The following is a 26,868-nucleotide window of genomic DNA, read 5'->3' as shown; positions in this document are numbered from 1 at the left end:
CCTACGGATCCGTATGGAGTGTCGTCCGCCAGCTTAGAAATAAAAAGGAATCCTACGTTAGAGGAAGAAATCAACACATTTCATTGTGGAGAACCTTTTTTAAGTTAAATAATTTGAATATTTGGAATTGAAAGAGGGTTTGTGAATACATAAGGGGCAAAGCTTATCACGGAAAGTGTAAGTATCCCCGGGAAAGGTGAGATAAAATGAGGCTGATATCGATTTGTCCCAGTAATACGGAGCTCGCGGTTTATCTCGGGTTGAAAGAGTCGCTGGTAGGGGTCGACGACTATTCCGATTGGCCGGAAGAAGTGTTGAGCTTGCCGAGACTCGGTCCTGATTTAAGCATAGACATGGGCATGGTGGAAGAATTGAGGCCGGATCTGGTATTGGCTTCTCTCACCGTGCCGGGGATGGAGAAGAACATCGAGGGGCTTGAGGAAAGGAACATTCCCTATGTCATCGTGCCGAACCCCACGACGTTGACGGAAGTCGGAGATTGTCTCGTGTTCGTCGGAGAAGCTACGGAGACTAAAGAGAAAGCGCTGGAGCTTAAAGAGAAATACGTCTCCATCCTCGATCATTATCAGCGCCTGTCGACTCAGGTAACAGATACGAAGACGGTTTACTGGGAATGGTGGCCGAAACCGATATTCACCCCCGGAGCCGAGAACTGGCTGACGGAAATCAGTGAGCTCTCCGGTAGCAGGAATGTGTTCCAAGATAAGCAGGTAGCAAGCGTCCAGACGGATTGGGAGGACGTGAGGAGCAGGGATCCTGACGTCATATGCGTCGTCTGGGTAGGCGTGCAGCACGAAAAGGTGAACACGAAAGTCATTCATAGCCGGGAACGTTCTGAAGAGATGAGAGCGATAAAAAACGATCAGCTATATGTCCTCGAGGAGCCGCTGTTCTGCAGGCCGTCTCCGAGATTATTGCTTGGGTTGGTCAAAGTGGCAAGTATTCTTCATCCGACTGTTTATCCTCCGTTACCAGAAGATGTGGATCCTTTGCTCGATGGGTGGGAATTCTCTCATGAATAATCGCTATCATTGCTGTGCTACATGTAAGCATTTCCGGATCGAAGTCCAGGAGAATCGACGGAAGCGTATCTATTGCGAAAGGCTCGGGTTTGATACGAAACCGGAATATCAGTTCAATTGCTGGGAGCCGAAAGAACGGGTGAAGAAAGCGATGAAGGAGTCGGGATAGCTAGATGTGGGGTTACCGCGAAACAGATTCATATAAAAATCCCTGCGTGGTCCGAATGTAGGAGACAGGCAGGGATTTATTGATATTATGCAGATCGTTGTTTACTTGCTTTCGCTTGTTCTTTCTTAAGCCGGAACGGAGCAGTAATCAGGGCAGCAATCAGAAACAACCCGAGGCATCCGATCAGTGGATAGAAAATAGAGACGAGGTCGGTGAATCCGACGAAACTGAGGCCGAGTGCCACCGCTCCTACGATGAAGACGAACTGTTTATGCTCTTTCGTCCCGACAGTCGTAAACCGTGCTGCGAGCGAGAAGAACATGCTGATCGCTGTGTTAAACACCATCCCGAAAAGGACAAGAGAGAAAAGAAGTCCAAGACCAGGGGAAATATCACTGACGAGTTTCAACATCGGCATGTCCACATTTGCGACCGTCTCCACCTGAGAGAAGATTGCCAGGTGGCTGAGCACGATCATAAGTCCGAGCGACAGTCCGCCAAGCAGTCCACCGATGGAGGAGATACGTTCATCTTTTTCATTTCCTCCCATTAACAGGGCCATCGACGCTCCGACAGCGATGTTGAACGAGACGTAGTTTAACGCAGATAACAGCCATCCCGGTAAAAACAGGAAGGAGCCATTTACGACGGAATCCTGCGCTTTTGCAGTGGCATCGAGCTCTCCGAAGGACACATTCATTGTGGCTACGCTATAGGCAGCGATGAGAAGCACGGTCGCAATCAGGAACGGGGTAATACTTCCGATGACGTTGATCACTTTCTCCACATTCATGAGAATCGTCGCGACGACGAGAACACTCATCAGAATCGTTCCGAATACCGATGGAAGACCGAACTGCTGACTCGGAATCGATCCGGCTCCGGCGATCATGACGACCCCGACGCCGAACAGGGTGAAGATGATGACGTAATCGACGATGATACCGAGTTTTTTACCGCTTACCCGGTAGATCGCTTCTTTGTGCGACGTCGCCTTCATTCTGGTGCCGAGTTTCGTGAGCATCATCCCCATATAGGCGAAAATGGCGGTGGCGATGATGGCTCCGATGGTCCCTGCGTAACCGTAACTCGTGAAATACTGCAGGATTTCCTGTCCCGAAGCGAAGCCCGCTCCGACGATGATACCGATAAATGCACTGGCGATTCGTAGTACTCTTTTCATCCAAAAACTCCCCTTATGTACAGCAAACTATTCTTAACTTTACCATGAATGCGCTTTCCTTTAAATGGGAAATTACGTTCACCTTTGAAAAATAAATCAGCTTTTCTTCTGTTAGATTATGTCACTATAATGTTTATTTATGTTATACTAATCGAAATAAATGTACACATACTGGGGAGGGCGGACACGTGAATAAAAAATACTTGGATTTACTTGCCGAGAAATACGATAGCGAAGAAAAAGTGGTGACCGAAATCATCAACCTGGAAGCGATTCTGAACCTGCCTAAAGGAACGGAACACTTTGTGAGCGATTTGCACGGAGAGTATCAGGCCTTCCAGCATGTATTAAGGAATGGCTCCGGTAAGGTGAAGGAGAAAATCAGGGATATTTTCACAGGTGAACTGAGTGAGCAGGAAATCAGTGAATTCGCGACGCTCGTCTATTACCCGGAAGAGAAACTGCGGTTGATCAAGAGCAATTTTACAAGTGATGAAGAGCTTAATGAGTGGTACAAGGCGGTCATTGAGCGTATGATCCGCCTGATTCCGTACGCTTCTTCGAAATATACACGTTCGAAGTTGAGGAAAGCTCTGCCGTCGCAGTTCGTCTTCATCATTGAAGAGCTACTGTACAAAACCGATAAATATACGAATAAGACCGATTATTACTCCAGCATCACGGAACAGATTATCTCTCTGCGCCAGGCGGACAAGCTCATCGCCGGACTCGCCTACACGATCCAGCGGCTTGTCGTCGATCATCTCCACGTCGTCGGGGATATCTATGACCGGGGTCCGGAACCGGATAAAATCATGGATACGCTCATTGATTATCATTCCCTGGATATCCAGTGGGGGAACCACGATGTGCTGTGGCTCGGTGCGTATTCGGGATCGAAGGTGTGTCTTGCGAATATTTTGCGGATATGTGCGCGTTATGCGAATCTCGACATCATCGAAGACGCCTATGGTATCAATCTGCGCCCGCTCCTGAACCTTGCGGAGAAGTATTATGAAGACAATCCGGCGTTTCGACCGAAGTTGCAGGGGGATGAGCGCCTGACCGAAAAAGAACAGCTGCAGATCACGAAGATCCACCAGGCGATAGCGATGATCCAGTTCAAATTGGAAAGTCCGATCATCAAGCGTCGCTCCTGCTTCAACATGGAAGGCCGGCTGCTTCTTGAAAAAGTGGACTATGAGAAGCAGGAAGTGACGATCAAAGGAGAGACCCACCCTATCGAGCAGGGGTGTTTCCAGACGATCGATCCGGAAGAGCCGGACCGACTACTAGAAGAAGAACAGCAGGTGATCGATAAGCTTCTGTTTTCCGTGCAGCACTCGGAGAAGCTGACCCGGCATATGAAGTTTCTCATGAAAAAAGGGAACCTGTACCTGAAATACAATGGGAATCTCCTCATCCACGGTTGTATTCCGCTTGATAAAGACGGAAATATGGAAACGATGACGATCGAGGAGGAGACATATGGAGGTCGCGAACTGCTCGATCTTTTCGAGGAGAAACTGAGGTACAGTTTCGCCAACCCCGGCAAAACGGATGATCTTGCGACGGATATGGTGTGGTACCTGTGGACCGGCGAATACTCGTCGCTTTTCGGGAAACGTGAAATGACGACGTTCGAACGTTATTTCATCAAAGATAAATCCACCCATAAAGAAGAAAAGAACCCGTATTACTACCTGCGTGAAAATGAAGAGGTGTGCCGCAAGATGCTTGAGGATTTCGACCTTGATCCGGATCAGGGACATATCATCAATGGACACACGCCGGTGAAGGAGATCGAAGGGGAGAATCCGGTGAAGGCCGGCGGGAAGATGGTCGTCATCGACGGTGGTTTCTCGAAAGCCTATCAGTCTACCACGGGCATCGCCGGGTATACGCTGCTTTTCAACTCCTTCGGGATGCAGCTGGTCGCCCATCAGAAGTTCAGCTCGAAACAGGAAGTGCTGAGTGACGGGATAGACGTTCTGTCCGTAAGGCGCCTTGTCGATAAAGAGCTCGAGAGAAAGATGGTAAGAGAGACGAATATAGGTACGGAAATCATGGGGCAGATCGACACTCTTCGTTATTTACTTAAGGCGAGATATATGAAATGAGAGCGGCCCTGCGCCGCTCTTTTTCTATATTTTTATATAGGGTACTCAAAAAAATGTACATAATTTTTGTTTTACGGATTTAATTTCCTCTCAAATTCAAATTATTCGGTGATTTGTGGTATTATGATATAAAAGGACTACAAAGAACGGAGGAACAGAGAATGAACTATATCGATCCCTACATCTTTCTCCTAATGATTCTCGGTATAAGTACGCTGTTCATATCTGCAGCACTTCTGAAACCTCCCCGCAAACTGCTCAGAAGCTTTCTCGCTTTAGCAGCAGGCCTGACGGGAGCTTTCATCATTTTGACAGTGTTCGAACTATTGAATAACGACAGGGCCACCATGATTACATTACGGAACCTGCAGCAGATCCCTCTCATTTTTGTTCCGCTCCTCTTGTTCGGATACGCGAAGGAGCTTTACAGAGAAGAGGGATGGAAAACGATACGCCTTGTAGCGGTACTGGCTGTACCTTCCATCATTGACGCTGCTCTTTTGTTCACGGATTCCTTCCATGGATGGATGAGGCAGAGTATCTCCGTGGAAACGGTGTGGAACTATACCGAAGTATCCGTAGAGACTTCGACTCTCAGTTCCTTTCTCGGTTCCTATTCTTATGTGATATCCCTTTTGACGATATTCCTGCTGATCCGGAACATGTTCGACATTCCGAGACAGTACCGTCTGACACATGGGCTGTCGGCGATGGTCATGGTGCTTCCGCTATTAAGTATTACAGTCCTGCCATTATTAGGTCTGGAGATTCCGGCTTTGTTCGCTTTATCTTATGGTTCGATGGCCCTTTTGTTGATTATCATAAACAAAAACAGGGACTTCAATACCGTTTGGCCGGTGTCCAGACAGATGGTGATCGAAAATATGTCCGAAGGCATCATGCTTATTGATGATGGCGGGTATATCGTAGAGGTGAACCGTGCGATTTGTGATATCGCCGGTCATAGCAATGCCGAAGAGTTGGATCCCAAAGACCTTTTGCGCAGAGAGGCCAGAGTGATTTTCGAAGACTTCCCGGGGTTCGTACGGGCTATGGAACAGAGAGTCGACACGGCTTTTTCTGCGGAAAGGAAGGAGCGCTATTATGATATTACAGTAACCAGGCTGAAGGAGAAGTCGCTCCCCCTTTTCCTCGTCGTTTTCAAAGACGTGACGGATAAAAAGGAGATTGAACAGAAACTCGAAATCATGGCCTCCCTCGACCCATTGACGGGTCTGATGAACAGGATAGCTTTTCTGAACGAATATAAAAAAATCGAAAGTGGAGCGGAGCGGGTTTTTGTTCTTATGGATATCGATTTTTTCAAAAAGTTCAATGACCGGTACGGCCATGTCCTCGGAGATGAGATGCTTACGTATATGGCACGGATGCTGCAAATACATTTCCGGGAAGAAGGGGAAGTAGTGACCCGTCTCGGGGGTGAAGAATTCGGGATACTGATGAGCGGGAATCCGGATGAGGTGAAAGAACGAGTGGATCGTTTCCGGGAGTCTCTGAAAAGAGAAAGCAGAAATATTAATGACGCCATTGATGGAGATGTCACCGTCAGTGTCGGCATTCACAGGTTCAGGTCGGGAGAGGCGTTCGAGAAAGTGTATCACTGCGCGGATCAGGCGATGTATGAGGCGAAGCATAACGGTCGGGACCAGGTGGCTCTGAGCAATCATGAAGTATCGTGAAAGAGTTGAAAAAGAGAAAAGGAAAGGAGTAGAATGAAAGAAGAAGCAGGAGGAATAATATGGAACAGACCGGATTAGTACTCGAAGGTGGCGGGAGCCGTGGTATTTATACAGCGGGGGTGTTGCGTCACTTGATGGAAACGGGCATTTATCTCCCTTATGTCATCGGGGTCTCAGCCGGGGCCTGTAACGGGTCCTCATATGTCTCCAGACAGCTGGACCGCAACCGAGCCGTCCTCGTCGACTATGTGAAACATCCCGATTACCTGTCTCTTCGCAACCTGATTCAAAAGCGTCAGCTGTTCGGGATGGATTTTCTATTTGATACATTGCCGAATAGTCTGGAACCTTTTGATTATCAGACATTCGAGAAAGCGGAGGAGGAATTCGTCGTCGGCACTACAGACTGTATCACCGGAGAAGCGCTTTATTTCGATAAAAAAGAATACAACGATGACATGCTGACACTCATGCGGGCGTCGAGTTCCCTGCCGATGGTGGCACCGGCCGTGCCTTTTGCCGACCGGATGCTCATGGATGGAGGAATCGCCGATCCTATTCCGATTATGCAGTCCATCCGCCAGGGCAACAGGAAGAACGTAGTCATCCTCACCCAGACCAGGGATTACTTCAAAAAACCGCAATCGGTGGGCTGGTATATGAGGAGAAAGTACCGGGAGTATCCGGGGCTGCTGAAGGCGATGGATAAGCGTCATAAAGTGTACAATGAGACGCTTTCCTATATCCGGGAGGAAGAACGGAAGGGGAACGTTTTCGTCGTGTCTCCCTCTTCCCCTCCGGGTGTCAGTCGTGTGGAACGGAATCAAGGTAAGCTCAATTCTCTCTATCAACGGGGGATGGCGGATGCGCGAGAACGCGAATCAGCGCTGCAGGAATTTTTGAAAGGATAAGACAGGTCACCACTTCGGTCTCCTGTCTTTTTTGTGGGAAGAGACAGCTCAAAAACTCTCCTCCCCCGTCTTGTGAATGGGAACCGGGTGACTATACACGTATCATTACGGGTACATACCGGAAAAAGGAGGTGGAGATGATGAACAAAAGGGTAGGTGTTGCAGGTCTCGGTGCAATGGGTTTCCAGGTGGCAATCACTTTGAAAAAAGCCGGATTTGAAATCATCGGCTACGATGCGTTCCAAGGTGTGTATGAGAAAGCGGAAGCAGAAGGCATCACCATGGTTTATAGTATGAAGGAAATGGCCGAAAAAGTGGATGAGGCGATCATATCCATGGTCCGAAACTATGAGCAGAACATAGATATCATTTTCGGGGACGGGGGCCTGTCAGATGCGGAACAGGCAGGTAAGACCATTATTGTCATGAGTACCCTCGATCCTGAGTCGATGCGTCAATTAAGTGAAAAAGTACGGGAAGAAAGTGATATGAATATAGTGGATGCAGGTCTGAGTGGAGGTGTAGCGGGAGCCGAGTCCGGTACTTTGTCGATTATGACTTCAGGTCCTGAAAAAATCGTAAAATCCCTCCAGCCGATTTTTGACGTCATCGGTTCTGAAACGTTCTATTACGGAGAAGACCCAGGGAACAGCCAGGCAGCCAAGCTGATCAACAACATGGTGTTGGGGATCAATGTGAATGCTGTGGCGGAAGGTCTTGAGCTGGCGAAAAAATACGACCTGCCTCAGGAAGAATTATTGAAATTGCTTCAGGCGAGTACCGGAGACAGTTGGGTCGTCCGGAACTGGGATACTGTATCCGAGTGGACAACCGATGCTACGCTTTCTATACTGCAGAAAGATCTCACTGCTGCTTATAAGGAAGGGATAAACAACGATGTTTCTTTGCCTTTGAATGCTTTGGCTTCGACGAGGCTGTTCGAAGCTATGCGGGAAAGGAAGAAGTCCTGAGCGCGGCATGCCTTCTTCTCGAGGGGGAACATTCAAGAAAGATTTCGTATAAAAAAGCCTCCTGTTGAGTATGCGTAATCATACTCAACAGGAGGCTTTTTCAGTATGCTTATGCCAGTATTTCTAAACGGGCTTTTCCGCTTTTTTGTCTAGCTCCAGCTCCCAGAAATTCGTGTCATAAGCAGTCCGGATCAGCGAAAGGGAAGGGCACCTTCCATCTGACCGTTCTGCTTATGCCAGTATTTCTAAACGGGAGCTTCCGCTTTTTTGTCTAGCTGCAACTTCCAGAAGCTCATGTCATAAGCAGTAATCTTATTTTCAGGCAAGACCACCTAAAAAGTAAGCTTCCTGCTTATGCCAGTGCTTCTAAACGGAAGTTTCCGCTTTTCGTTTTACATGTACAATTTCTACGTTGTTTTCAAATCCATGGAGGGTGGCGGTATTTCTGTCTACTTCCCACTTGTCTTGCCACGGTTCCATATCTATAGAAATGGAATCGAACAGTTCGGAAGAGAGTACTACGTCATCCCCGTCGCTTTCCTGTTCAATGCGTGAAGCGAGGTTCACGGTGCGTCCGAAATAGTCGAGAAGGTCGTTGGCGTTCACTGCGATGACCGGGCCGCTGTGCAGTCCGATTTTTATGCGGAGCGGCTCTTCGACATCCTGGCGTAACACATTGATGTGAGCCTGGATGTTCATGGCTGCCTGGAAAGCATCCGTTTCTCTCGTGAAAGCAGCCATGACAGAATCACCGATCGTTTTGACAATGGCCCCGTCCGCCTTTTGGACATACTTCCTTATAAAATCGAAATGTTTGCGGATATCGGCATAAGCGGGTGCGTCCCCGACTTTCTCGTACATGGTCGTCGATGCTTTGAGATCGGTAAAAAGAATCGTCATATTGCTGACGTGAATTTCCTGGTCGGGGGAGAGCACTTCCGTCGCAAACAGGTCACGGAACAGTTGCAGAGAGGTCAGTTCCCGTGCTGTCAGTGCATCATCGTCCCAAGCCGTTTCCTCAAGGACGAGGACGATTTCTTCCTCGTTGTGGTTATGGATAGTAAGGGAGTCTGCAGCATTGTAGAATTCTGCATCAAAACTATCGCCAGTCACTGTCATGCTCGCATTTTCCTTAGTCACTTCCCGCATGTAACCGGCCGTGAAATTGTGTCCGAGCACCCGGAAGCGCACCGGCGATTCCGGAGACGGTAGCATCACGTCAGAAGTGCCCGGGGAGATACGGAACTGAGCGATGATATGAGGAGCGTTCATCGGCCCGTTCAGACAGTAGATCTCCTCTTCGACCTTCCGGATAGAGGCATGGGGGCGGAACTGCATCTCGATCAGCCTATCGAAATCGACATCATAATCCAAGCCGCATAAATCACAGTGGACCTGATTCGGAATGTCTTTCATGGAGGAGACGGTAGCTTTAGGTACACGACAGTTCGGGCAGAGCATACTCCAGTGCTGCTCGAGGATACCTGCTTTCGTCGCCAACAGATAAAGCTGTACTGTTTCCCTGCGGTTCCAGCCATAGGTTTCCGCCCAGCGATAGGGACGGATGGCGCTAACCTCTTCATTGTCGAGATGAAGGATATCCGATTGGAGCTGCTCCACCATATCCGACTGAACCTCTTCTTTCTTCAATTCCTCCGTTCGATTTACCAAAAGTTCCTGGTCCGCTTCAATCTTCTTCGTTGCCTGTGGCCGGGGAATCGACTGCTCGCGATTGCTCTCGAATGTCGTCGCATAATCGAACGTTTTCCTCAATTGGGGGAGAATGACCCGTGAAAGCATCACTTGACCGAGGATATTCCGGTAGGTGAAGAATCCCTTCAATTTCAGCATGCTCCTTTTCGCATCTATTTCTTCCGTGTGTACCTGCCAGACGACTCGTTCGACAGGCCCCGTCTCATAAACCCTCTCTACTTCATACCACTGATCTCTTACCCAGGAAAAAGTCTGTTCCCTCCATTCGACCGGTATAAGCCCGAATGCCTTAGCATAGGCTTTTCGATAAAATGTTCCATTTTCTTTACGGAAAGGGGAGAATGTCACGGGAAAAAGACCGATATAATGATTGAGATGGTTGGTATCCGATAGAAGTTCCCAAAGTGTGTGTACAGGCAGTTCTATACTCTTTTCTTCTTCGTAATGAATCGTTTTGTCCTGGGTCATGGGGCTCTACTCCTTCAGGCGGATGAGTATTCATCCCTTATTTGTCGGAAGTGGTCGAAATGGGCGAGAAAGATGTTCATCAGCTTAGGGTCGAAATGGCGACCGATCTGTTCCCGGAAATGATTCAATATTTTGTGGTCGGGCCAGGCTTTTTTATAGACGCGGTCACTGCCGAGAGCATCGAAGACATCGGCGATCGCGGTAATCCGCCCGAAAATATGGATGTTCTCTCCTTTGAGCCCTTGCGGATAACCGCTTCCGTCCCATTTTTCATGATGTTCGTAAGCGATACGGGCGGCGGCCTGAAGCAATTCCTTCGTGGAGTGACGGAATATGTGATAACCGATTTCCGTATGTTCTTTCATTTGTTCAAATTCTTCATCGGTAAGTCCCCCCGGTTTCAACAAAAGGTGGTCGGGGATGGCGACCTTTCCGATATCGTGCATAGGAGAAGCGGACATCAACAGCTTCGCTTCCTGTTCAGGGAGGCCGGCGAGGAGGGCGAGTCGATAGGAGTAGAGGGCGACCCGTTTGACGTGATGGCCTGTCTCGCGGGAGCGGCTTTCCCCGATTTGTCCCATCGTTTCGAGAATTTCCTTCTGGGTTGCGACAAGTTCTTCGTGGAGAAGTTTGGAATCGAGAGCGTTGCCGGCGTAAGACGCCGCAAGTCGAACGATTTCTTTATCTTCTTCGTTGAAGGGCTGCCCTTCCGGCATTTTGTTGATGGCCTGGAAAGCTCCTATATATTTTCCATCCGAATCCATGAAAGGTACGCATAAAATCGATTTCGTCGAGTAGCCGGTGTGGACATCGACGGCGGAGTTGAACCGTTCGTCTTCGTAGGCATTTTCGACATGGACGATGTCCCCGGTGCTGATCGATGTACCGACTAGGCCGGAATTAGCCGGAATGCGTAGTTCTTGTACTCCGTGGGCTGTAGTCGTCCATAGTTCATCTGCTTTTTCATCGAGAATCCAGACGGTGCAGCGGTCGGCGGAAGCAAGATCTTTCCCTAAGTTTGCAAGTTGCATCAGTGTTTTGTGTAGATCACTTTCACCGGATATCCCTGCAATATAGGAAAGGATGGTAGTCAGCTTATGTGTGGTTGTCATAGATGTACTCCTTCCGTATATACAAAAGATTATTATTCTTATATGATTAGTATATCTTAATGATCAGGAAAAAAGTGCGAAATTTCAATTTAGGAGGACTGGTTTCATGAGTCCATTCAGCTATATGCTGATCGGTCATCTGTTCGGAGATTATCTTTTCCAGACGAAGTGGATGGCTGTACATAAAGCGGAACGATTATCGGCACTTCTCGTCCATTCTACAGTATACACATTTTTCATCCTTCTCGCTTCTCTGTGGGGAGAAGTAGAGGTAGGTGGCTGGGGGTTCGCCTTCATCTGGATAACGCATGTAATTCTTGATCGTCGGACGTTTGTCGCCTGGTGGAGCCGGACGATTATGCGAAACAGAGATCCTGAACTCGGATGGCTATGTATTATGGTCGATCAGGTTTTTCATATTTTGATACTGGCGATCGTGTTGCATTATCAACTGTAGTCATTGTGTTTATTATCGTCAAAAAAGAGGCAGTTGTTAGTGATCTCCAGGGAAGAAATATGTTGAATATTCGGAGGGGACTGGTTGTTTGATCTATCTGGATAGAGGCAGGCGGCGACTCCAGCGGGAACAGCAACGGATGAAGACCCCGCAGTGAAACGAGGAGACTGAAGCGTTGCCCGCGGAAAGCGTCCGCCTGAAGCGTTGAAAACGGGCAACAGGCTTTAACAGAGCCAATAATTTCGGCAAAAAATATCAGAAAATTAGCATAAAAATAATTGTAATCGTGTTTAGAACCTTATATGCTAGTATTATAAGATTACTTGTACGGGTTTGAAACCAATCAGAAGGGTAGTGGTAGATTGTCAGATTTTACCGCTTTAGAGCATGACGTTTATTTATTCCATCAGGGGAACCTCCGATACAGCTATGAACTTCTCGGGGCACATGGAGATACACAGAATGGAAACACTGGTACCAGGTTCATGGTCTGGGCACCGAATGCCAGGCAGGTCAGTGTGGTAGGGGACTTCAACGATTGGGATGGCAGGGAACATCCGATGAAGAAATGGAACGAAAATGGAATCTGGCATACCTTCATCCCTCATCTTGAAAAAGGGGAGATTTATAAGTATGAAATACTCACTCCCCACGGACATCTGCAGCTGAAGGCAGATCCTTATGCCTTTTCCAGTGAGTTGCGGCCGGATACCGCCTCGGTTGTTTATCCTCTGGATAACAATTACCGATGGAACGATGATTTATGGATGAAGCGCCGCGACGAGATGAATGTCTATGAATCGCCTATGTCCATCTATGAACTGCATTTAGGATCATGGAAGAATGTCGAACCGGAAGTCTATTACAATTACCGGGATTATGCAGATGAAATCATTCCCTACGTAAAAGAACTGGGCTATACCCATATCGAACTGCTTCCGATAACGGAGCATCCTTTCGATCGCTCGTGGGGCTATCAGATTACAGGTTATTATGCGGTCACGTCCCGCTATGGAACACCGGATGATTTCCGTTACTTCGTCGATCAGTGCCACCAGCATGGACTTGGTGTCATTCTGGACTGGGTCCCGGGTCACTTCTGTAAAGATGCGCACGGCCTGCGCCGGTTTGACGGAGAGGCCCTCTATGAATACGCGAATGAATTGAAAGCGGAGAAGCCGCAATGGGGGACGTTAACATTCGACTTCGGGCGCGAAGAAGTACAGAGCTTTCTCATTTCCAATGCGATTTATTGGCTGAAGGAGTTCCACCTCGACGGTTTGCGAGTCGATGCGGTAGCCAGCATGCTTTACCTTGATTTCGGTAAAGAAAACGATGAATGGGAACCGAACGAGCATGGAGGAAGGGAGAATCTCGAAGCGATCGCGTTCATCAAAAAGATGAATGAAGCGATTTTTGAAGAAGTCCCGAACGTATTGATGATGGCAGAGGAATCTACGTCCTATCCACTCGTCAGTGCACCGACTTATATCGGCGGTCTCGGTTTCAACTATAAATGGAACATGGGCTGGATGAACGATATGCTCCGTTATATGGAAATGGATCCGGTGTTCCGTAAATACAATCATAACCTCATTACGTTTTCGTTGTTCTATGCTTTTTCCGAGAATTTCGTCCTCCCTATCTCTCATGATGAAGTAGTCCATGGTAAGAAATCATTGTTGAACAAGATGCCGGGAGACTACTGGCAGAAGTTTGCAAACCTGCGGGCTTTTCTGGCATTCATGTACGCCCATCCCGGTAAAAAGCTTTTGTTCATGGGCTCGGAATTCGGTCAATTCGATGAATGGAAAGACATAGGGGAGCTCGACTGGGATTTGCTGGAGTATGATTCCCACGACTCGACACTGAGCTTTGTGAAGCAACTGCATCAATTCTACAAAGACATGCCGGCATTATGGGAATTGGACCATCATGAAGATGGGTTCTCGTGGATCGATCCCCATAATTTTGAGCAGAGTGTCCTCTCATTTATACGGTGCAGCCGGAACCCGAAAGATCAAGTTCTGGTTGTGTGCAATTTTACTCCGGTCGTTTATCACGACTACAAAGTCGGTGTTCCACACCCTGGAGAATTCGAGGAAATATTCAATAGTGATGCGGAACATTTTGGGGGCTCCGGACAGCGGAATGGACTGAAAGCATCATCTACTCCGGAACCATGGCAAGGGCAGGAACATCATATCAAAATGACGATACCACCGCTTGCGGTAACTTTTTGGAAAAAAACCGATGGATCGAAGGGGGAGTAAATCATGAAAAAAGAATGTGTAGCAATGCTTTTGGCCGGGGGTCAGGGAACGAGGCTGAAATCACTCACGAAGCAGATTGCAAAACCTGCCGTTTACTTTGGCGGGAAGTACCGGATCATTGATTTTCCATTGAGCAACTGTACCAACTCAGGCATTGATACGGTAGGGGTGCTCACCCAGTACGAACCATTGATTCTGAATAGCTACATCGGCATTGGAAGTGCCTGGGACCTTGATCGTAAATACGGCGGCGTTTCCGTGCTGCCACCATACGTCCAGTCGGAAGAAGGAGGAGGATGGTATACGGGAACCGCCAATGCCATTTATCGGAATATCAAATTCCTCAATCAATATGACCCGGATCATGTACTTATTCTCTCCGGAGACCATATCTACAAAATGGATTACGGCGATATGCTTGATTATCACAAGGCAAGCGGCGCAGATGCGACCATTTCAGTCATAGAAGTTCCGTGGAAGGAAGCGAGCCGGTTCGGTCTGATGAACACCAACGACGAGGGTGTGATTATGGAATTCGATGAAAAGCCGGAACATCCAAAGAGTAATTTAGCTTCGATGGGTGTATACATTTTCCGTTGGGACGCCTTGAAACGCTTCCTGATTGATGATGCCGGAGCTGAGGATTCTTCCCATGACTTCGGAAAAGATATCATCCCGGCGATGCTCGGAGACGACAGGAAGATGATGGCCTACACCTTCGACGGCTACTGGAAGGACGTCGGGACGGTCGCGAGTTTGTGGGAAGCCAATATGGATTTGCTGGAAGATTCCTCTGAACTCGACCTGAATGACCGCTCCTGGCGCATCTATTCGAAAAATCAGAACCAGCCTCCTCAGTATATCGCTCACGAAGCGGTTGTACACAACTCGCTGATTAGTGAAGGGTGTCATATTCATGGCACCATCGATCATTCCGTCATCTTCGGTGGAGTGCATGTCCAGAAAGGTTCGATCATACGTGACTCGGTCATCATGGCGGGAGCTGAAATCGGAAAGAATGTCACCATCAACCGGGCAATCATCTCTGCCGAGAGCGTCATCGAAGACGGGGAGGTCATCGGCGACACCTCACCTGACAGCGATATTACATTAGTTGCAGATGAAGATAGCGTTATCGCAAAAAGTTATTTATAACTTTGCATAAAATAGAAGGGGGCTAATCGATGGACCGTATAGCTGGAATCATTAATTTGGACCATGAGCAGGATGTATTAGATGAACTGACGTATTTCCGGTGCAGTGCCGCTGTTCCATTTGCCGGACGCTACCGAATGATCGATTTCACCATCTCCAATATGAGCAATTCCCGAATCGGTTCGATCGCTGTTTTCGCCAGAAGAAAGTACCGGTCACTGATGGATCATCTGGAGCAGGGGAAAGCCTGGGATTTGGATCGTAAAGAGGGGGGGCTGTTTATCCTTCCCCCAGACTGGAACGACCCGACAGATATTTCAAAAGGCGATCTCCAGCATTTTCATAACAATATCGATTTCATCACCCGTACGCTTGCAGACTATGTCGTCGTCTCAGGGACACAGAATATCTGTAACATCAACTTCCGCGATGTATTGGAGGAGCACAAAGACTCGGGGGCAGATGTGACAGTCGTTTATAAAAAAGTGGAGGAGCTTCATCCCGAGCATAAGCGGACCCATAAACTGGCTATCGATGAAAGTGGCCGTGTTACGGATATCAATAACGACCAACGCGGAGATAATGTTTATATGGACATGTTCATTCTGAAAAAGGAATATCTATATGAGATGGTGGAAGATTGCATCGCTCACGGCTGTTCCCACCTGTTCCTCGACGGCATCAAAGCACAGTTGCCGAACATCCACGTTCATGCGTATGAATACGAAGGAACGCATGCACTGATCAATTCGATCGAAAGCTACTATCGTCATAGTAAGAGACTGCTGAATGAGATTGATCATGAAGATCTGTTCAAAGAAGAAACACCTATTTTCACGAAGGTGAAAAATGAGCCTCCGACAAAGTATTCGGAAAGTTCGAAAGTGACGAACGCTCTGGTGGCCAATGGATGTGTCATTGAGGGGCATGTGGAAGACAGTATTTTGTTCCGGGGAGTAAAAGTGGGCAAAGGAGCAGTGGTCAAAAACTCGATCATTATGCAGCGCTGTGAAATCGACAGCAATGCGGTCTTGGAAAACGTCATTTTGGATAAGAGCTGTCATATTTCTGACAGCCGTACGCTGGTCGGAGCTCCTGAGAAGCCTTTTGTCGTGGCGAAACGGGTTTCCATGTAAGGATCTTCTGTAAGCAAAAGGCCCTTATATCTGCATGTGATGAAATGAACAGGTAGAAAGGAGTGAACAGGATGAAAATATTGATGACAGGGTCCGAATGTACCCCATTCATCAAAACGGGCGGGCTTGCAGATGTACTGGGGTCGCTTCCGCAGGCACTGCAGGAGCAGGGGGAGGACGTACGAATCGTCCTTCCGAAATACGAGGAAATCAGTGATGAATGGAAAACAGAAATGAATCATCTGATGGAATTGAACGTGACGCTCGGCTGGCGTAACCAGTATGCCGGTATCGAGACCATCGAACATAACGGCGTAACCGTCTATTTTATTGATAATGAATATTATTTCAAGCGCTCGAATTTGTATGGGTACGAAGATGAAGCGGAACGGTTCGTGTTTTTCAACCGTGCCGTAATGGAAATGATCAAGGAGCTGGATTGGACACCTGATCTCATCCATTGCCATGACTGGCAGACGGGATTGATCCCTGTGTTCCTTCACACCCATTACAAAGAGCACCCTGTCTTTCAGGATATGAAAACGGTCTTCACCATCCATAATCTGAAATACCAGGGGATTTTCTCGTCAGAAGTTCTATATGACTTGATGGAGTTGGACGAGCGTATGATGTCCCCGGAAGGGCTGGAGTTTTACGGAGACATCAACTTCATGAAGGGGGCGTTGAACTTCGCTAACTATATCACCACGGTCAGTGAAACGTATGCAAAGGAGATTCAGACCCCTTACTACGGGGAAAACCTGGACGGAGTGTTGCGGAGCAAGTCGGGCCGGCTGTCCGGCATCGTAAATGGAATCAATATCAAAGATTATGATCCGATGAATGATGAAGCGCTCGCTTTCCCCTACCGAAGTTCTCTTACGAAAAAATGCCATAATAAACTCTGGCTGCAAAAAGAACTGGGTCTGCCGGTGCGGAGCGACGTGCCGATGATCGGCATCGTTTCACGGCTTGTGGAGCAGAAAGGGTTCGATTTGATTGCCAGGGTCATTGATGAACTGCTGGATACGGAAGATATCCAGCTCGTTGTATTGGGGACGGGTGACAGCGATTATGAACATATGTTCGGGTGGGCGCAGTCGAAGTATCCATCGAAGATGTCCGCGAATATTTTCTTCAGTGAATCCTTTTCCCGTCAAGTGTATGCAGCGAGTGATCTCTTCCTGATGCCGTCGAGGTTCGAACCGTGCGGCATCGGACAATTGATCGCATTACGCTACCTGTCTGTCCCTATCGTCCGGGAAACAGGAGGTCTTGCTGATACTGTACAGCCGTACAATGAACAGACCGGGCAAGGGAACGGCTTCTCATTTGCGAATTACAACGCCCATGATATGCTTTTCACCATCCGACGCTCTCTGGAATTGTATCAGGATAAAGAGTTGTGGAAACCGCTCATTAAAAATATTACGAAAAGTCTATTTCCCTGGAAATATTCTGCACGCCAGTATCTTGAAGTGTATACGCAGGCTATGGAATAGGGCTCGATAAATTGGAGGAGAACATAAATGTTCAGCGATAAAGAGGAATTCAAGCAGGCATTTTCCCAGAAGCTCGAAGCTGAGCTCAGCAAGACAGTCAAAACCGCTACAGAGGTGGATGCTTATAGAGCTCTTGGTTCACTCTTACGTGAAAAGATCGGAAAAAAATGGTTGGCTACCGATCAACGTTATGTACAAAATAAAGAAAAACAGGTGTACTATTTTTCGATGGAGTTTCTGATCGGAAGGTTGTTGGGGAATAATCTGTTGAACATGAAGATGCTCGGTATCGTCTCGGAAGGTTTGCAGGACTTAGGATTCGACCTGAATCGAGTGGAGGAAGAAGAAAGCGATGCAGGACTTGGCAACGGGGGCCTCGGCAGGCTGGCCGCCTGTTTTCTGGATTCGCTTGCCTCGTTGGGTCTTGCCGGTCATGGCTATGGAATCCGTTATAAATACGGGATGTTCGATCAGCAGTTCATCGATGGCAATCAGGTCGAATTACCTGATTTATGGTTGTCCCGTGAATTCGTCTGGGAGATACGCCGGCCGGAAGAAGCTGTAGAGGTACGATTCCGCGGCCATGTATCATCGAGTGAGGATGAGGAGGGGGGTCTTCATTTTGACCATCATGATTATGAACAGGTCCAGGCCATTCCTTACGATGTACCGGTTATCGGTTACAATAATGAAACCATTAACACGCTGCGTCTCTGGTCCGTGGAAGCCAACATGGATGATACGATCAGGAAAGCGGCAAAGCAGGAGGAATTCGGAAATTTCCTTCACCATAAGCGCTCCCTGGAAGAGATATCGGAATTCCTGTATCCCGATGACTCCCACGAAGAAGGAAAACGGCTAAGATTGAAACAGGAATACTTTCTGGTTTCGGCGGGAGTGCAGAGCGCTGTGCGTACTTTTGAACAGCTGGGGCTCCCCTGGACTGCGTTTCTTGAAAAAGTAGCGCTTCATATCAATGACACCCATCCGGCGATGGTCATACCGGAACTGATGCGGATTTTGATGGATGACAAACAGATGGGATGGGAAGAAGCGTGGGAGATCACCACAGCCTCCGTTTCCTACACCAACCATACGACTCTCAGTGAGGCGCTCGAATCGTGGCCTGTCGATATGGTCCGGTCGTTGCTGCCACGGATTTTCATGATCATAGAAGAAATCAACGAGCGGTTCTGCCAATCGTTATGGGAGCAATATCCCGGAGAATTCGATCGGATCGCCGAACTTGCTATTATTGCTGATGGCCAGGTGAAAATGGCACATCTATCGATTGTTGGCAGTCATAGCATCAATGGAGTGGCAAAGCTGCATACGGAGATTCTGAAGAAGCGGGAAATGAAAATTTTTCACGATACGTTTCCGGATCGATTCAACAACAAGACGAACGGCATTACCCACAGACGCTGGCTGATGCATGCCAATAACCCTCTGGCTGATCTTATTACAGACACGATCGGTGAACACTGGATCGATGACCCCGGGCGGCTGACGGATCTGCTTGCCTATCAGGACGATAGAGAGGTGTTGGAGCGGATCCAGACAATTAAGCAACAGAACAAAGAAGCCTTCGCTTCCTGGGTATACGCGACAAAAGGCATCACCCTTGACCCTCAATCGATCTTTGATGTCCATATTAAGCGTCTGCATGGGTATAAGCGTCAGCTCCTGAATGCCCTTCATATCATGCATCTGTATAACAGAATCAAAATGGATCCATCCCTCGATATGACGCCGAGGACGTTCATTTTCGGAGCGAAAGCGGCACAAAGCTACCATTATGCCAAGAAAATCATCAAGCTGATCAATACGATAGCTGATGTGGTGAATAATGATCCAGTAGTAAGCGGAAAGCTTAAAGTCGTTTTTTTGGAGAATTATTCAGTTTCCCTTGCGGAACGAATCATCCCCGCAGCCGATGTCAGTGAACAGATTTCCACGGCAAGCAAGGAAGCTTCCGGTACGGGTAACATGAAACTGATGATGAACGGAGCCGTGACGCTTGGAACGATGGATGGCGCCAACGTGGAGATTCACGAGCTTGTCGGTAGTGACAATATTTACACATTCGGGTTAAGCTCAGAGGAAGTTCTGGAATATTATCGGTCCGGCGGCTACTCGGCGAAGCAGATTTACGAAACAGACGACATTGTCCGACAAACTGTTGATCAGCTGATTCATTACAGTCCTTTTTCAAAAGGCGATACGGAGTTTCAGGAAATCTACGATTCGCTCGTGCACCATAACGATGAATTTTTTGTGCTGAAAGATTTCAGAGCTTATGTCGCTGCTCAGCAGCAGATCGACTTCGATTACCGGGATAAACAGGTCTGGAACAGGAAGTGTCTGATCAATATCGCTCATGCTGGAAAATTTTCGAGTGACCGTACCATTCAGGAATACGCGTCGGACATCTGGCGAATCGGACCGGGGAACATGGTGAAGTGATCGATGAAGGGGGGAGGACGCAGTATGAAATCGAATGACGTTTATCATGACAGCTTTCAATTACAATATCGCGATCCCTTCGGCGCTGCACCGAAGGGATCGAATGTCACACTAACCATCGATATCCATAATCACTACAGTATTTCAAGCGTCATCCTTCATTACATTTTGGATAAAACGGATAAAGAAGAGACGCAGGAAATGGACATATATGCAGACCAGCATCAGTTTTTCGGATATGAGACGACCATCGTCATGCCGGAAGAACCCCAGCTGGTCTGGTATTATTTTGAAATTAAGCTTGAGGATGGCGAATTTTTCTACGGACGACGGCAGATCGAAGAAAGCGGGGCAGGTGTCATTTATGAGCAGGTGCCGCCCTCCTGGCAGATCACTGTATATGATCCTGCCTACGAAACACCGACGTGGTGGAAGCATGGGACCATCTATCAGATTTTCCCCGATCGCTTCTATGCAGCAGGGGGACGTGACCTTGCAAAAGCTCCGGCGACCAGTCTGATGCACAGCCATTGGGAAAATGATCCGTTTTATATCCGGGATGAACATGGTGCGGTCGTCCGCTGGGATTTCTTCGGCGGGAATATCCGGGGGATCATGGAAAAACTCGATTACATCGAGTCGCTCGGGGTCACGGTGATCTACCTGAACCCCGTTTTTGAAGCAGAAAGCAACCACCGATATGACACAGGCGATTATCACAAGGTCGATCAGTTGCTTGGCAGTAATGAAGATTTAGCGGAACTGACCCGGAAAGCGAAGGAGCGCGGCATTGAAATTATGCTGGATGGTGTCTTCAACCATACCGGTAGCAACAGTATCTACTTCAACCAACGCGACCAGTATGATTCCCTGGGCGCCTATCAATCGAAAGAATCGCCTTATTATTCCTGGTACATGTTCCATAACCATCCGGATAAATATGAATCATGGTGGGGCGTCGGCACACTTCCTACCGTCGATAAAGACGACGAAAGCTACCGTGACTTCCTCATCCATGAAGATGATAGTGTGATCAAGTATTGGCAAAAACACGGGCTAAAGCATTGGCGCCTTGATGTTGCCGATGAACTGACCGATGATATGATCAAACAAATCTACCAGCAGTTGAAAAAAGAAGATGCGTCCAGTGTTCTGCTGGGAGAAGTATGGGAAGATGCCACGACAAAAATCGGCCACGGCAAGCGGAGAGATTATCTGCTTGGGGGTGTGTTGGATTCGGTGATGAACTATCCGTTAAGAGGGCTGATGCTGGCTTTCATGAACGGGGGTGCTGATGCCGCGGACGTCGAACGACGATTGTTGACGCTAAGCGAACACTATCCGAAGCATTACTTCTATGCACTGATGAACATGTTATCGAGCCATGACGTGGAACGGGTCAAGACGATGCTCGACTTATTTTTGCCGGAAGATATGGGAGTGTATAATAAAGCGGCCATCGTGGATGCCCAGGTGAAAGCACTCAGCTTGTGGCTCTATACGTTTCCGGGAGTACCTTCGCTTTATTACGGGGATGAGGCCGGGCTGACCGGCGGCGAGGACCCGGACAACCGTAAGCCTTATCCATGGGGCCGGGAAGATGACAGTCTCGTAGATTGGTATAAGAAAATAGGGAAATGGCGCCGCGAGCATTCGGCGTTACGTACCGGCTACTGGAAATCTCATTCCCCTCACCAGGACGTATATTCCTTTGAACGGTGGACTGAAAACGGCGTCGACAATTTCGGCGGAAGTGCGGGTGAGGAACATATGATTTATCTGTTCAACCGCCATTTCAGTGAAGACCGGAAAGTTACGGTAAGGGTGAAAAAAGGGAAGTGGCAGCACATGGAGAATAAAAAGCGCGTCTTCAAGGCGAAAGAGGGCGAGCTGAAGGTGAAATTAGGTCCGTCTGAAAGCATGCTGCTCCGGCATATGCATTAATTGTAAAGGAACAAACGATACGAGAACAAAAGGCGCACCTGCAAACGGTGTGCCTTTTTGCATTACGCCGGGCTACGCATGGATATTTACATAATCCATGGAAGACCGGTCTCCTGTCTGACAATTTCTTAAGCCGTCGCTGGGTCTTCCTGTACCAGGGTTTCTTTTTGAATACCCCGCATACCACCTCCTACTGTATAAGCGTTATGCATATTCCATACTTCGTTGGCATGGGGGAATATTCTTTCTCCTTGATCAGGAAGTCTATACATATACATAGTCTCCGGTACATATATATCAGAAAAAGGATATTTCTTTTTCTTTTTACTTTTTCCGGTATTTTGATAAGTTTTTACTTGATTTTGAAAACGCTCCCATTTAAAATTATAAAAAATGACAGAAGGGGAGACGTATAGATGACGACGATCAATGAGAGTCAACTGGCTCAAATCGGAGATATCGTAACGTTTACACGGAAAAACGAAACGTGGACCGGAAAAGTGGTGCCATCGGGGTGTGCAAATTCGGTTATTGTGGACTTGAGAGTCATGGAGAAACTTCCGGAGCGGGAGAACTCCTCCTATCTTACCTGTGTAAATCATAGCAATTATCGGATCATCTCCCGTTCTTCGTGAACGTAAGTGCTCCGGTACACATGAAAAAATGAATGTACACCTGCCGGGAAAATCATTACGGCAGGTTTTTTTGTTTTGAACGTTCGTCAAAAGATCGGAACCCTCCGGTATTTGGTCATCTGTAAGGAAAGTGATAAACTTTTAGAAAACGTTATTAAAAGAGGGATGCTATGTTACCGGTGTTCGATGAACAGAATAATAATGTGTTTGAAACGCTTTTCGGGAATACGGATCATTGTTTCGTCATCGTCGATGAAAAAGGGGTCATCACTTATTTGAATCAGGGATATGCGGGTTTCCTTGATATAGATAGGAAACTGGCAGTCGGACGTCATGTGACAGAAATTATAGAAAATAGCCGCATGCATATAGTTGTAGAAACCGGTCAGGAAGAAGTCGCTGATCTTCAATATATACGCGGGGATTATATGATCGCGAACCGTATTCCTCTCTGGGCGGACGGGAGACTGGTCGGAGCGCTCGGCATGGTTCTGTTCCGAGATACAGACGAGTGGAAAATCATGAACAGTAACGTAAAAGAACTGTTGCTCGAACTCGAATCGTACAGACGGAAGTTCAATCAGAAGACCGGGGCGGTTTATTCTCTTCATGATATCATTTCGCATTCTCCGAAGATGATGGATGTGAAGGAAACCGTGAAGAAGACAGCGACAGGAGACGTTTCTGTATTGCTCAGAGGAGAAAGCGGGACGGGGAAAGAATTATTTGCGCATAGCCTTCATAACTTGAGTGAACGGAGTATGAACACGTTCGTGAAGGTTAACTGCGCAGCGATTCCTGAGCAATTATTCGAAGCGGAGCTGTTCGGTTATGTAGAAGGAGCTTTCACAGGAGCTAAAAAAGGCGGGAAAGAAGGGAAATTCCAGCTTGCGGATGGGGGAACCCTTTTTCTCGATGAAATCGGGGATATGCCGCTGCATGCCCAGGTGAAAATCCTCAGGGCTCTTCAGGAAGGGGAAGTGGAAGCCTTGGGAGCCGAATCCACGCAGACGGTGAATGTCCGGGTGGTGGCGGCTACGAATCAGCCTCTTGAAGAGCTGATCAAGGAGCAGAAATTTCGTGAAGACCTCTATTACCGAATCAATGTTATTTCCATCGACATCCCGCCTCTCCGGGAACGCCCGGAGGACATACGTCTTCTGGCCAGGTATATGCTTACCAAAGCAGATAAAAATACCGGCAAAAGGATTCATGGAATATCGGAAGCAGTATTTGAAGTGCTTGAGGGTTACATGTGGCCGGGGAATATCAGAGAACTCGAAAACACGATAGAATCGGCGGTTCAACTGACAGAAGGAGAGAATATTGAAATCAGGAATATCCCTTCTCATATCAGGTCGTCATCGCTCGTGAAGCAAGAAGATCTGAAAGGGATTCTGGAACGGGTCGAGAAAGAAACGATTGAACAGACCCTCGGACGTACAGAAGGGGATAAGGTGGAAGCTGCCAGGCGTCTCGGCATAGGGAAGACGAGTCTATATGAAAAAGCTAAAAAATATGGGATATAAACCATTCCGGAAATACGGAACATTTTCCGCAATTCCAGAATGGTTTTTTTATGGTTATGAAAGGGTTCTTAAAATAGTTTTTGTAAGCGTTTCCGCAATTCCGGAAAATACCCCGGTCCAAGGGTTGATAAGGCGGGCGTGAAAAGTTGGCACGAATCTTGCATATATAAGGAAGAAGGGAGTGGGCAACATGAAAAAGATATATACACAATTTGATGATGCAGTGAATCAAATCGAAGATTACTCGACGATTATGGTAGGAGGGTTCGGACTGGTAGGGATTCCGGAGAACCTTATTCTCGCCATCGCCGGATCCGGTGCTAAGCATCTGACCGTTATTTCCAACAATTGCGGAGTCGATGATTGGGGTCTTGGACTATTACTGGAAAATAAACAGATTGATAAAATGATTGGCTCTTATGTTGGTGAGAACAAAGAATTCGAACGTCAGGTGCTGCAAGGGGAATTGGAAGTGGAGCTGACTCCCCAGGGGTCTCTCGCAGAGCGGATTCGTGCCGGAGGAGCAGGCATTCCTGCTTTTTATACGCCGGCTGGTGTCGGGACGCCGATTGCTGAAGGAAAAGAAGTACGTGAATTCGACGGACAGGAATACTTACTGCAGGAAGCCCTCACAGCTGATGTGAGTCTTGTACGTGCTGCGAAAGGAGACAGCTTCGGAAACCTTATCTATAATAAGACAGCCCGGAACTTCAACCCTGAAATAGCAGCTGCCGGCAAGGTGACGATTGCGGAAGTGGAAGAGTTAGTGGAGGAGGGTGAGATGGATGGAGACCAGATCCATACACCTGGGATCTATGTGCAAAGTCTCATCGAAGGCAAACAGGAGAAACGTATAGAGCGTCTGACGATCCGTCAGAAAGCATAAAAAGGAGGTTTGGACATGAGTGTGCAACAGGATAAAGCATTGCAAAGAGAAAAAATAGCGAAAAGAGCTGAACGTGAAATTGAAAGCGGTTTCTATGTAAATTTGGGTATCGGTATGCCGACGATGGTAGCGAATCATATCCAGGAAGATAAAAAAATGGTCCTACAGTCAGAAAATGGACTGCTCGGGATAGGACGTTCTCCACATGAGGGGGAAGTGGACCCTGATCTGATCAATGCAGGAAAAGAGACGGTGACGGCTTCGATCAGTGCCTCTTATTGCAGCAGTGCCGAATCGTTCGCTATGATCCGCGGGGAACACTTGGATCTAGCCATTCTTGGCGGGATGGAAGTCGCAGAGAATGGGGATCTCGCTAATTGGATGATCCCCGGGAAGGTGATCAAAGGAATGGGCGGAGCTATGGATATTGTCCATGGTGCGAAAAAAATCGTGATCATTATGAATCACGTCAGTAAACACGGTACACCGAAAATATTGAAAGAATGTACGTTACCGCTAACCGGCAGGGGAGTCGTGGATCGGATAGTGACAGACCGTGCCGTCATCGATGTTACGGATAAAGGGCTCGTCCTTACAGAAGTCGCAGAAGGATTCACGGTAGAAGAAATCAAGGAAAGCACGGGAGCACCTCTGATCATCAGCGAGTCCCTGCTTGAAAAAAGTTATTGATAGGAGGAGTCAGTTATGAAGGGACAAATCGTTTTTATAACAGGGGCAGCCAGTGGCATCGGTTATGAAGTCGGGGAGGTTTTCGCGAGAGAAGGTGCGACTGTCGTCCTCAGTGATATTAACGAAGGGAAAGTCAAAGAAGCGGCAGAGACCCTGAAAGAGAAAGGGTTCGAAAGCGAAGGTATCATTTGTGATGTGACGAAGGAAGACCAGATCCAGGGAGCAATCGATCATGTCGTAGAAGTATATGGACGCCTGGATGTACTGATTAATAACGCCGGGTTGCAGCACGTTGCTTCGATCGAAGATTTTCCGACGGAGAAATTCGAATTGATCAACAGGGTGATGCTGGTTGCTCCGTTCATGTCCATCAAGCACGCATTCCCCATTATGAAAAAGCAGGGAAGCGGCCGGATTTTGAACATGGCCTCGATAAACGGACTTGTCGGATTCGCAGGGAAAGCTGCTTACAACAGTTCGAAACATGGCGTAATCGGTCTTACGAAAGTTACAGCACTTGAAGGGGCGGAGCACGGGATTACGGTAAACGCTTTGTGCCCAGGGTACGTGGACACGCCGCTTGTACGAAATCAGCTCGAAGACCTGGCGGAAAACCGTAATAAGTCTTTAGAAAGTGTGCTCGAGGATGTCATTTATCCTCTCGTTCCTCAGAAAAGACTTTTAACCGTGCAGGAAGTGGCGGACTATGCTCTGTTTCTGGCCAGTGATAAGGCCAAAGGAGTAACCGGACAGGCAGTCGTCATTGATGGTGGATATACCGCTCAATAAGGAAAGGAGAGAATAC

At 47.8% G+C, this 26,868-nt stretch carries 21 protein-coding genes; 18 read left to right on the top strand and 3 right to left on the bottom strand.

Annotation, left to right across the window (positions count from 1 at the left end; genetic code table 11):
* Window positions 1-206 precede the first annotated feature (206 nt).
* Entirely contained in the window at window positions 207-1,043 is an 837-nt protein-coding gene (locus BW944_RS12885) for a cobalamin-binding protein (RefSeq protein ID WP_076560346.1), read from the top strand.
* Window positions 1,036-1,212, top strand: coding sequence for a hypothetical protein (locus BW944_RS15170; protein ID WP_200806524.1), 177 nt, complete (start codon window positions 1,036-1,038; stop codon window positions 1,210-1,212). Before BW944_RS12885 ends, BW944_RS15170 begins: the two co-directional genes overlap by 8 nt.
* Before the next feature lie 85 nt (window positions 1,213-1,297).
* On the opposite strand, the gene BW944_RS12880 is transcribed toward BW944_RS15170, so the two are convergent.
* Window positions 1,298-2,395, bottom strand: coding sequence for a YkvI family membrane protein (locus BW944_RS12880; protein WP_076560344.1), 1,098 nt, complete (start codon window positions 2,393-2,395; stop codon window positions 1,298-1,300).
* Between the two features lie 188 nt (window positions 2,396-2,583).
* Between BW944_RS12880 and BW944_RS12875 the strand changes: the two genes are divergently transcribed.
* The 4 genes from BW944_RS12875 (at window position 2,584) to BW944_RS12860 (ending at window position 8,097) form a co-directional block, all read left to right on the top strand.
* Window positions 2,584-4,515, top strand: coding sequence for a fructose-1,6-bisphosphatase (locus tag BW944_RS12875; RefSeq protein ID WP_076560342.1), 1,932 nt, complete (start codon window positions 2,584-2,586; stop codon window positions 4,513-4,515).
* Between the two features lie 161 nt (window positions 4,516-4,676).
* Complete coding sequence (locus BW944_RS12870; protein ID WP_076560340.1) at window positions 4,677-6,215, top strand: histidine kinase N-terminal 7TM domain-containing diguanylate cyclase; 1,539 nt, start codon at window positions 4,677-4,679, stop codon at window positions 6,213-6,215.
* 59 nt (window positions 6,216-6,274) lie between these two features.
* Window positions 6,275-7,126 carry a patatin-like phospholipase family protein gene (locus BW944_RS12865; RefSeq protein WP_076560338.1) on the top strand — a complete coding sequence of 284 codons (852 nt, stop codon included), beginning with the start codon at window positions 6,275-6,277 and terminating at the stop codon, window positions 7,124-7,126.
* A gap of 131 nt (window positions 7,127-7,257) precedes the next feature.
* Window positions 7,258-8,097, top strand: a complete 840-nt coding sequence (locus tag BW944_RS12860; protein ID WP_327291287.1) for an NAD(P)-dependent oxidoreductase — start codon at window positions 7,258-7,260, stop codon at window positions 8,095-8,097.
* Between the two features lie 366 nt (window positions 8,098-8,463).
* On the opposite strand, the gene BW944_RS12855 is transcribed toward BW944_RS12860, so the two are convergent.
* Complete coding sequence (locus tag BW944_RS12855; RefSeq protein ID WP_076560334.1) at window positions 8,464-10,278, bottom strand: adenylate/guanylate cyclase domain-containing protein; 1,815 nt, start codon at window positions 10,276-10,278, stop codon at window positions 8,464-8,466.
* A 14-nt stretch (window positions 10,279-10,292) separates the two neighbouring features.
* Entirely contained in the window at window positions 10,293-11,390 is a 1,098-nt protein-coding gene (locus BW944_RS12850; RefSeq protein ID WP_076560332.1) for an HD domain-containing phosphohydrolase, read from the bottom strand.
* A 106-nt stretch (window positions 11,391-11,496) separates the two neighbouring features.
* On the opposite strand from BW944_RS12850, the gene BW944_RS12845 reads away from it, so the two are divergent.
* The 12 genes from BW944_RS12845 to BW944_RS12790 all read left to right on the top strand — a co-directional run bounded on the left by BW944_RS12845 (window position 11,497) and on the right by BW944_RS12790 (window position 26,852).
* Entirely contained in the window at window positions 11,497-11,847 is a 351-nt protein-coding gene (locus BW944_RS12845; protein ID WP_076560330.1) for a DUF3307 domain-containing protein, read from the top strand.
* A gap of 362 nt (window positions 11,848-12,209) precedes the next feature.
* On the top strand, window positions 12,210-14,120 hold the full coding sequence (gene glgB, locus BW944_RS12840) for a 1,4-alpha-glucan branching protein GlgB (RefSeq protein WP_076560328.1): 1,911 nt from the start codon (window positions 12,210-12,212) through the stop codon (window positions 14,118-14,120).
* A 3-nt stretch (window positions 14,121-14,123) separates the two neighbouring features.
* Window positions 14,124-15,275 carry a glucose-1-phosphate adenylyltransferase gene (locus tag BW944_RS12835; RefSeq protein WP_076560326.1) on the top strand — a complete coding sequence of 384 codons (1,152 nt, stop codon included), beginning with the start codon at window positions 14,124-14,126 and terminating at the stop codon, window positions 15,273-15,275.
* A 29-nt stretch (window positions 15,276-15,304) separates the two neighbouring features.
* Window positions 15,305-16,411 (top strand): glucose-1-phosphate adenylyltransferase subunit GlgD, encoded by a 1,107-nt coding sequence (gene glgD, locus BW944_RS12830; RefSeq protein WP_076560324.1) that lies wholly within the window; start codon window positions 15,305-15,307, stop codon window positions 16,409-16,411.
* Between the two features lie 71 nt (window positions 16,412-16,482).
* Window positions 16,483-17,913: a glycogen synthase GlgA gene (gene glgA / locus BW944_RS12825; RefSeq protein WP_076560322.1), complete on the top strand. Its 1,431-nt coding sequence runs from the start codon at window positions 16,483-16,485 to the stop codon at window positions 17,911-17,913.
* 27 nt (window positions 17,914-17,940) lie between these two features.
* Window positions 17,941-20,379 (top strand): glycogen/starch/alpha-glucan phosphorylase, encoded by a 2,439-nt coding sequence (locus BW944_RS12820; protein ID WP_076560320.1) that lies wholly within the window; start codon window positions 17,941-17,943, stop codon window positions 20,377-20,379.
* Window positions 20,380-20,403: 24 nt separating this feature from the next.
* The gene (locus BW944_RS12815) at window positions 20,404-22,323 is read left to right on the top strand and encodes a glycoside hydrolase family 13 protein (RefSeq protein ID WP_076560318.1); all 1,920 of its coding nucleotides are present in this window, start codon (window positions 20,404-20,406) and stop codon (window positions 22,321-22,323) included.
* 416 nt (window positions 22,324-22,739) lie between these two features.
* Window positions 22,740-22,958 carry a YkvS family protein gene (locus BW944_RS12810; protein ID WP_076560316.1) on the top strand — a complete coding sequence of 73 codons (219 nt, stop codon included), beginning with the start codon at window positions 22,740-22,742 and terminating at the stop codon, window positions 22,956-22,958.
* A 170-nt stretch (window positions 22,959-23,128) separates the two neighbouring features.
* A complete protein-coding gene (locus BW944_RS12805; protein WP_084193755.1) occupies window positions 23,129-24,487 on the top strand; it encodes a sigma-54 interaction domain-containing protein in 1,359 nt (452 codons plus the stop codon).
* Between the two features lie 190 nt (window positions 24,488-24,677).
* Complete coding sequence (locus BW944_RS12800) at window positions 24,678-25,373, top strand: CoA transferase subunit A (protein WP_076560314.1); 696 nt, start codon at window positions 24,678-24,680, stop codon at window positions 25,371-25,373.
* A 15-nt stretch (window positions 25,374-25,388) separates the two neighbouring features.
* Window positions 25,389-26,063, top strand: a complete 675-nt coding sequence (locus BW944_RS12795) for a 3-oxoacid CoA-transferase subunit B (RefSeq protein WP_076560312.1) — start codon at window positions 25,389-25,391, stop codon at window positions 26,061-26,063.
* A gap of 15 nt (window positions 26,064-26,078) precedes the next feature.
* The gene (locus tag BW944_RS12790; RefSeq protein WP_076560310.1) at window positions 26,079-26,852 is read left to right on the top strand and encodes a 3-hydroxybutyrate dehydrogenase; all 774 of its coding nucleotides are present in this window, start codon (window positions 26,079-26,081) and stop codon (window positions 26,850-26,852) included.
* Window positions 26,853-26,868 lie beyond the last annotated feature (16 nt).

Origin of the sequence: Salimicrobium flavidum (assembly GCF_900156645.1) — a bacterium.
In the GTDB taxonomy this organism is placed as follows: Bacteria; Bacillota; Bacilli; order Bacillales; family Halobacillaceae; genus Salimicrobium; species Salimicrobium flavidum.
This window is presented reverse-complemented; position numbering and strand designations above follow the sequence as displayed.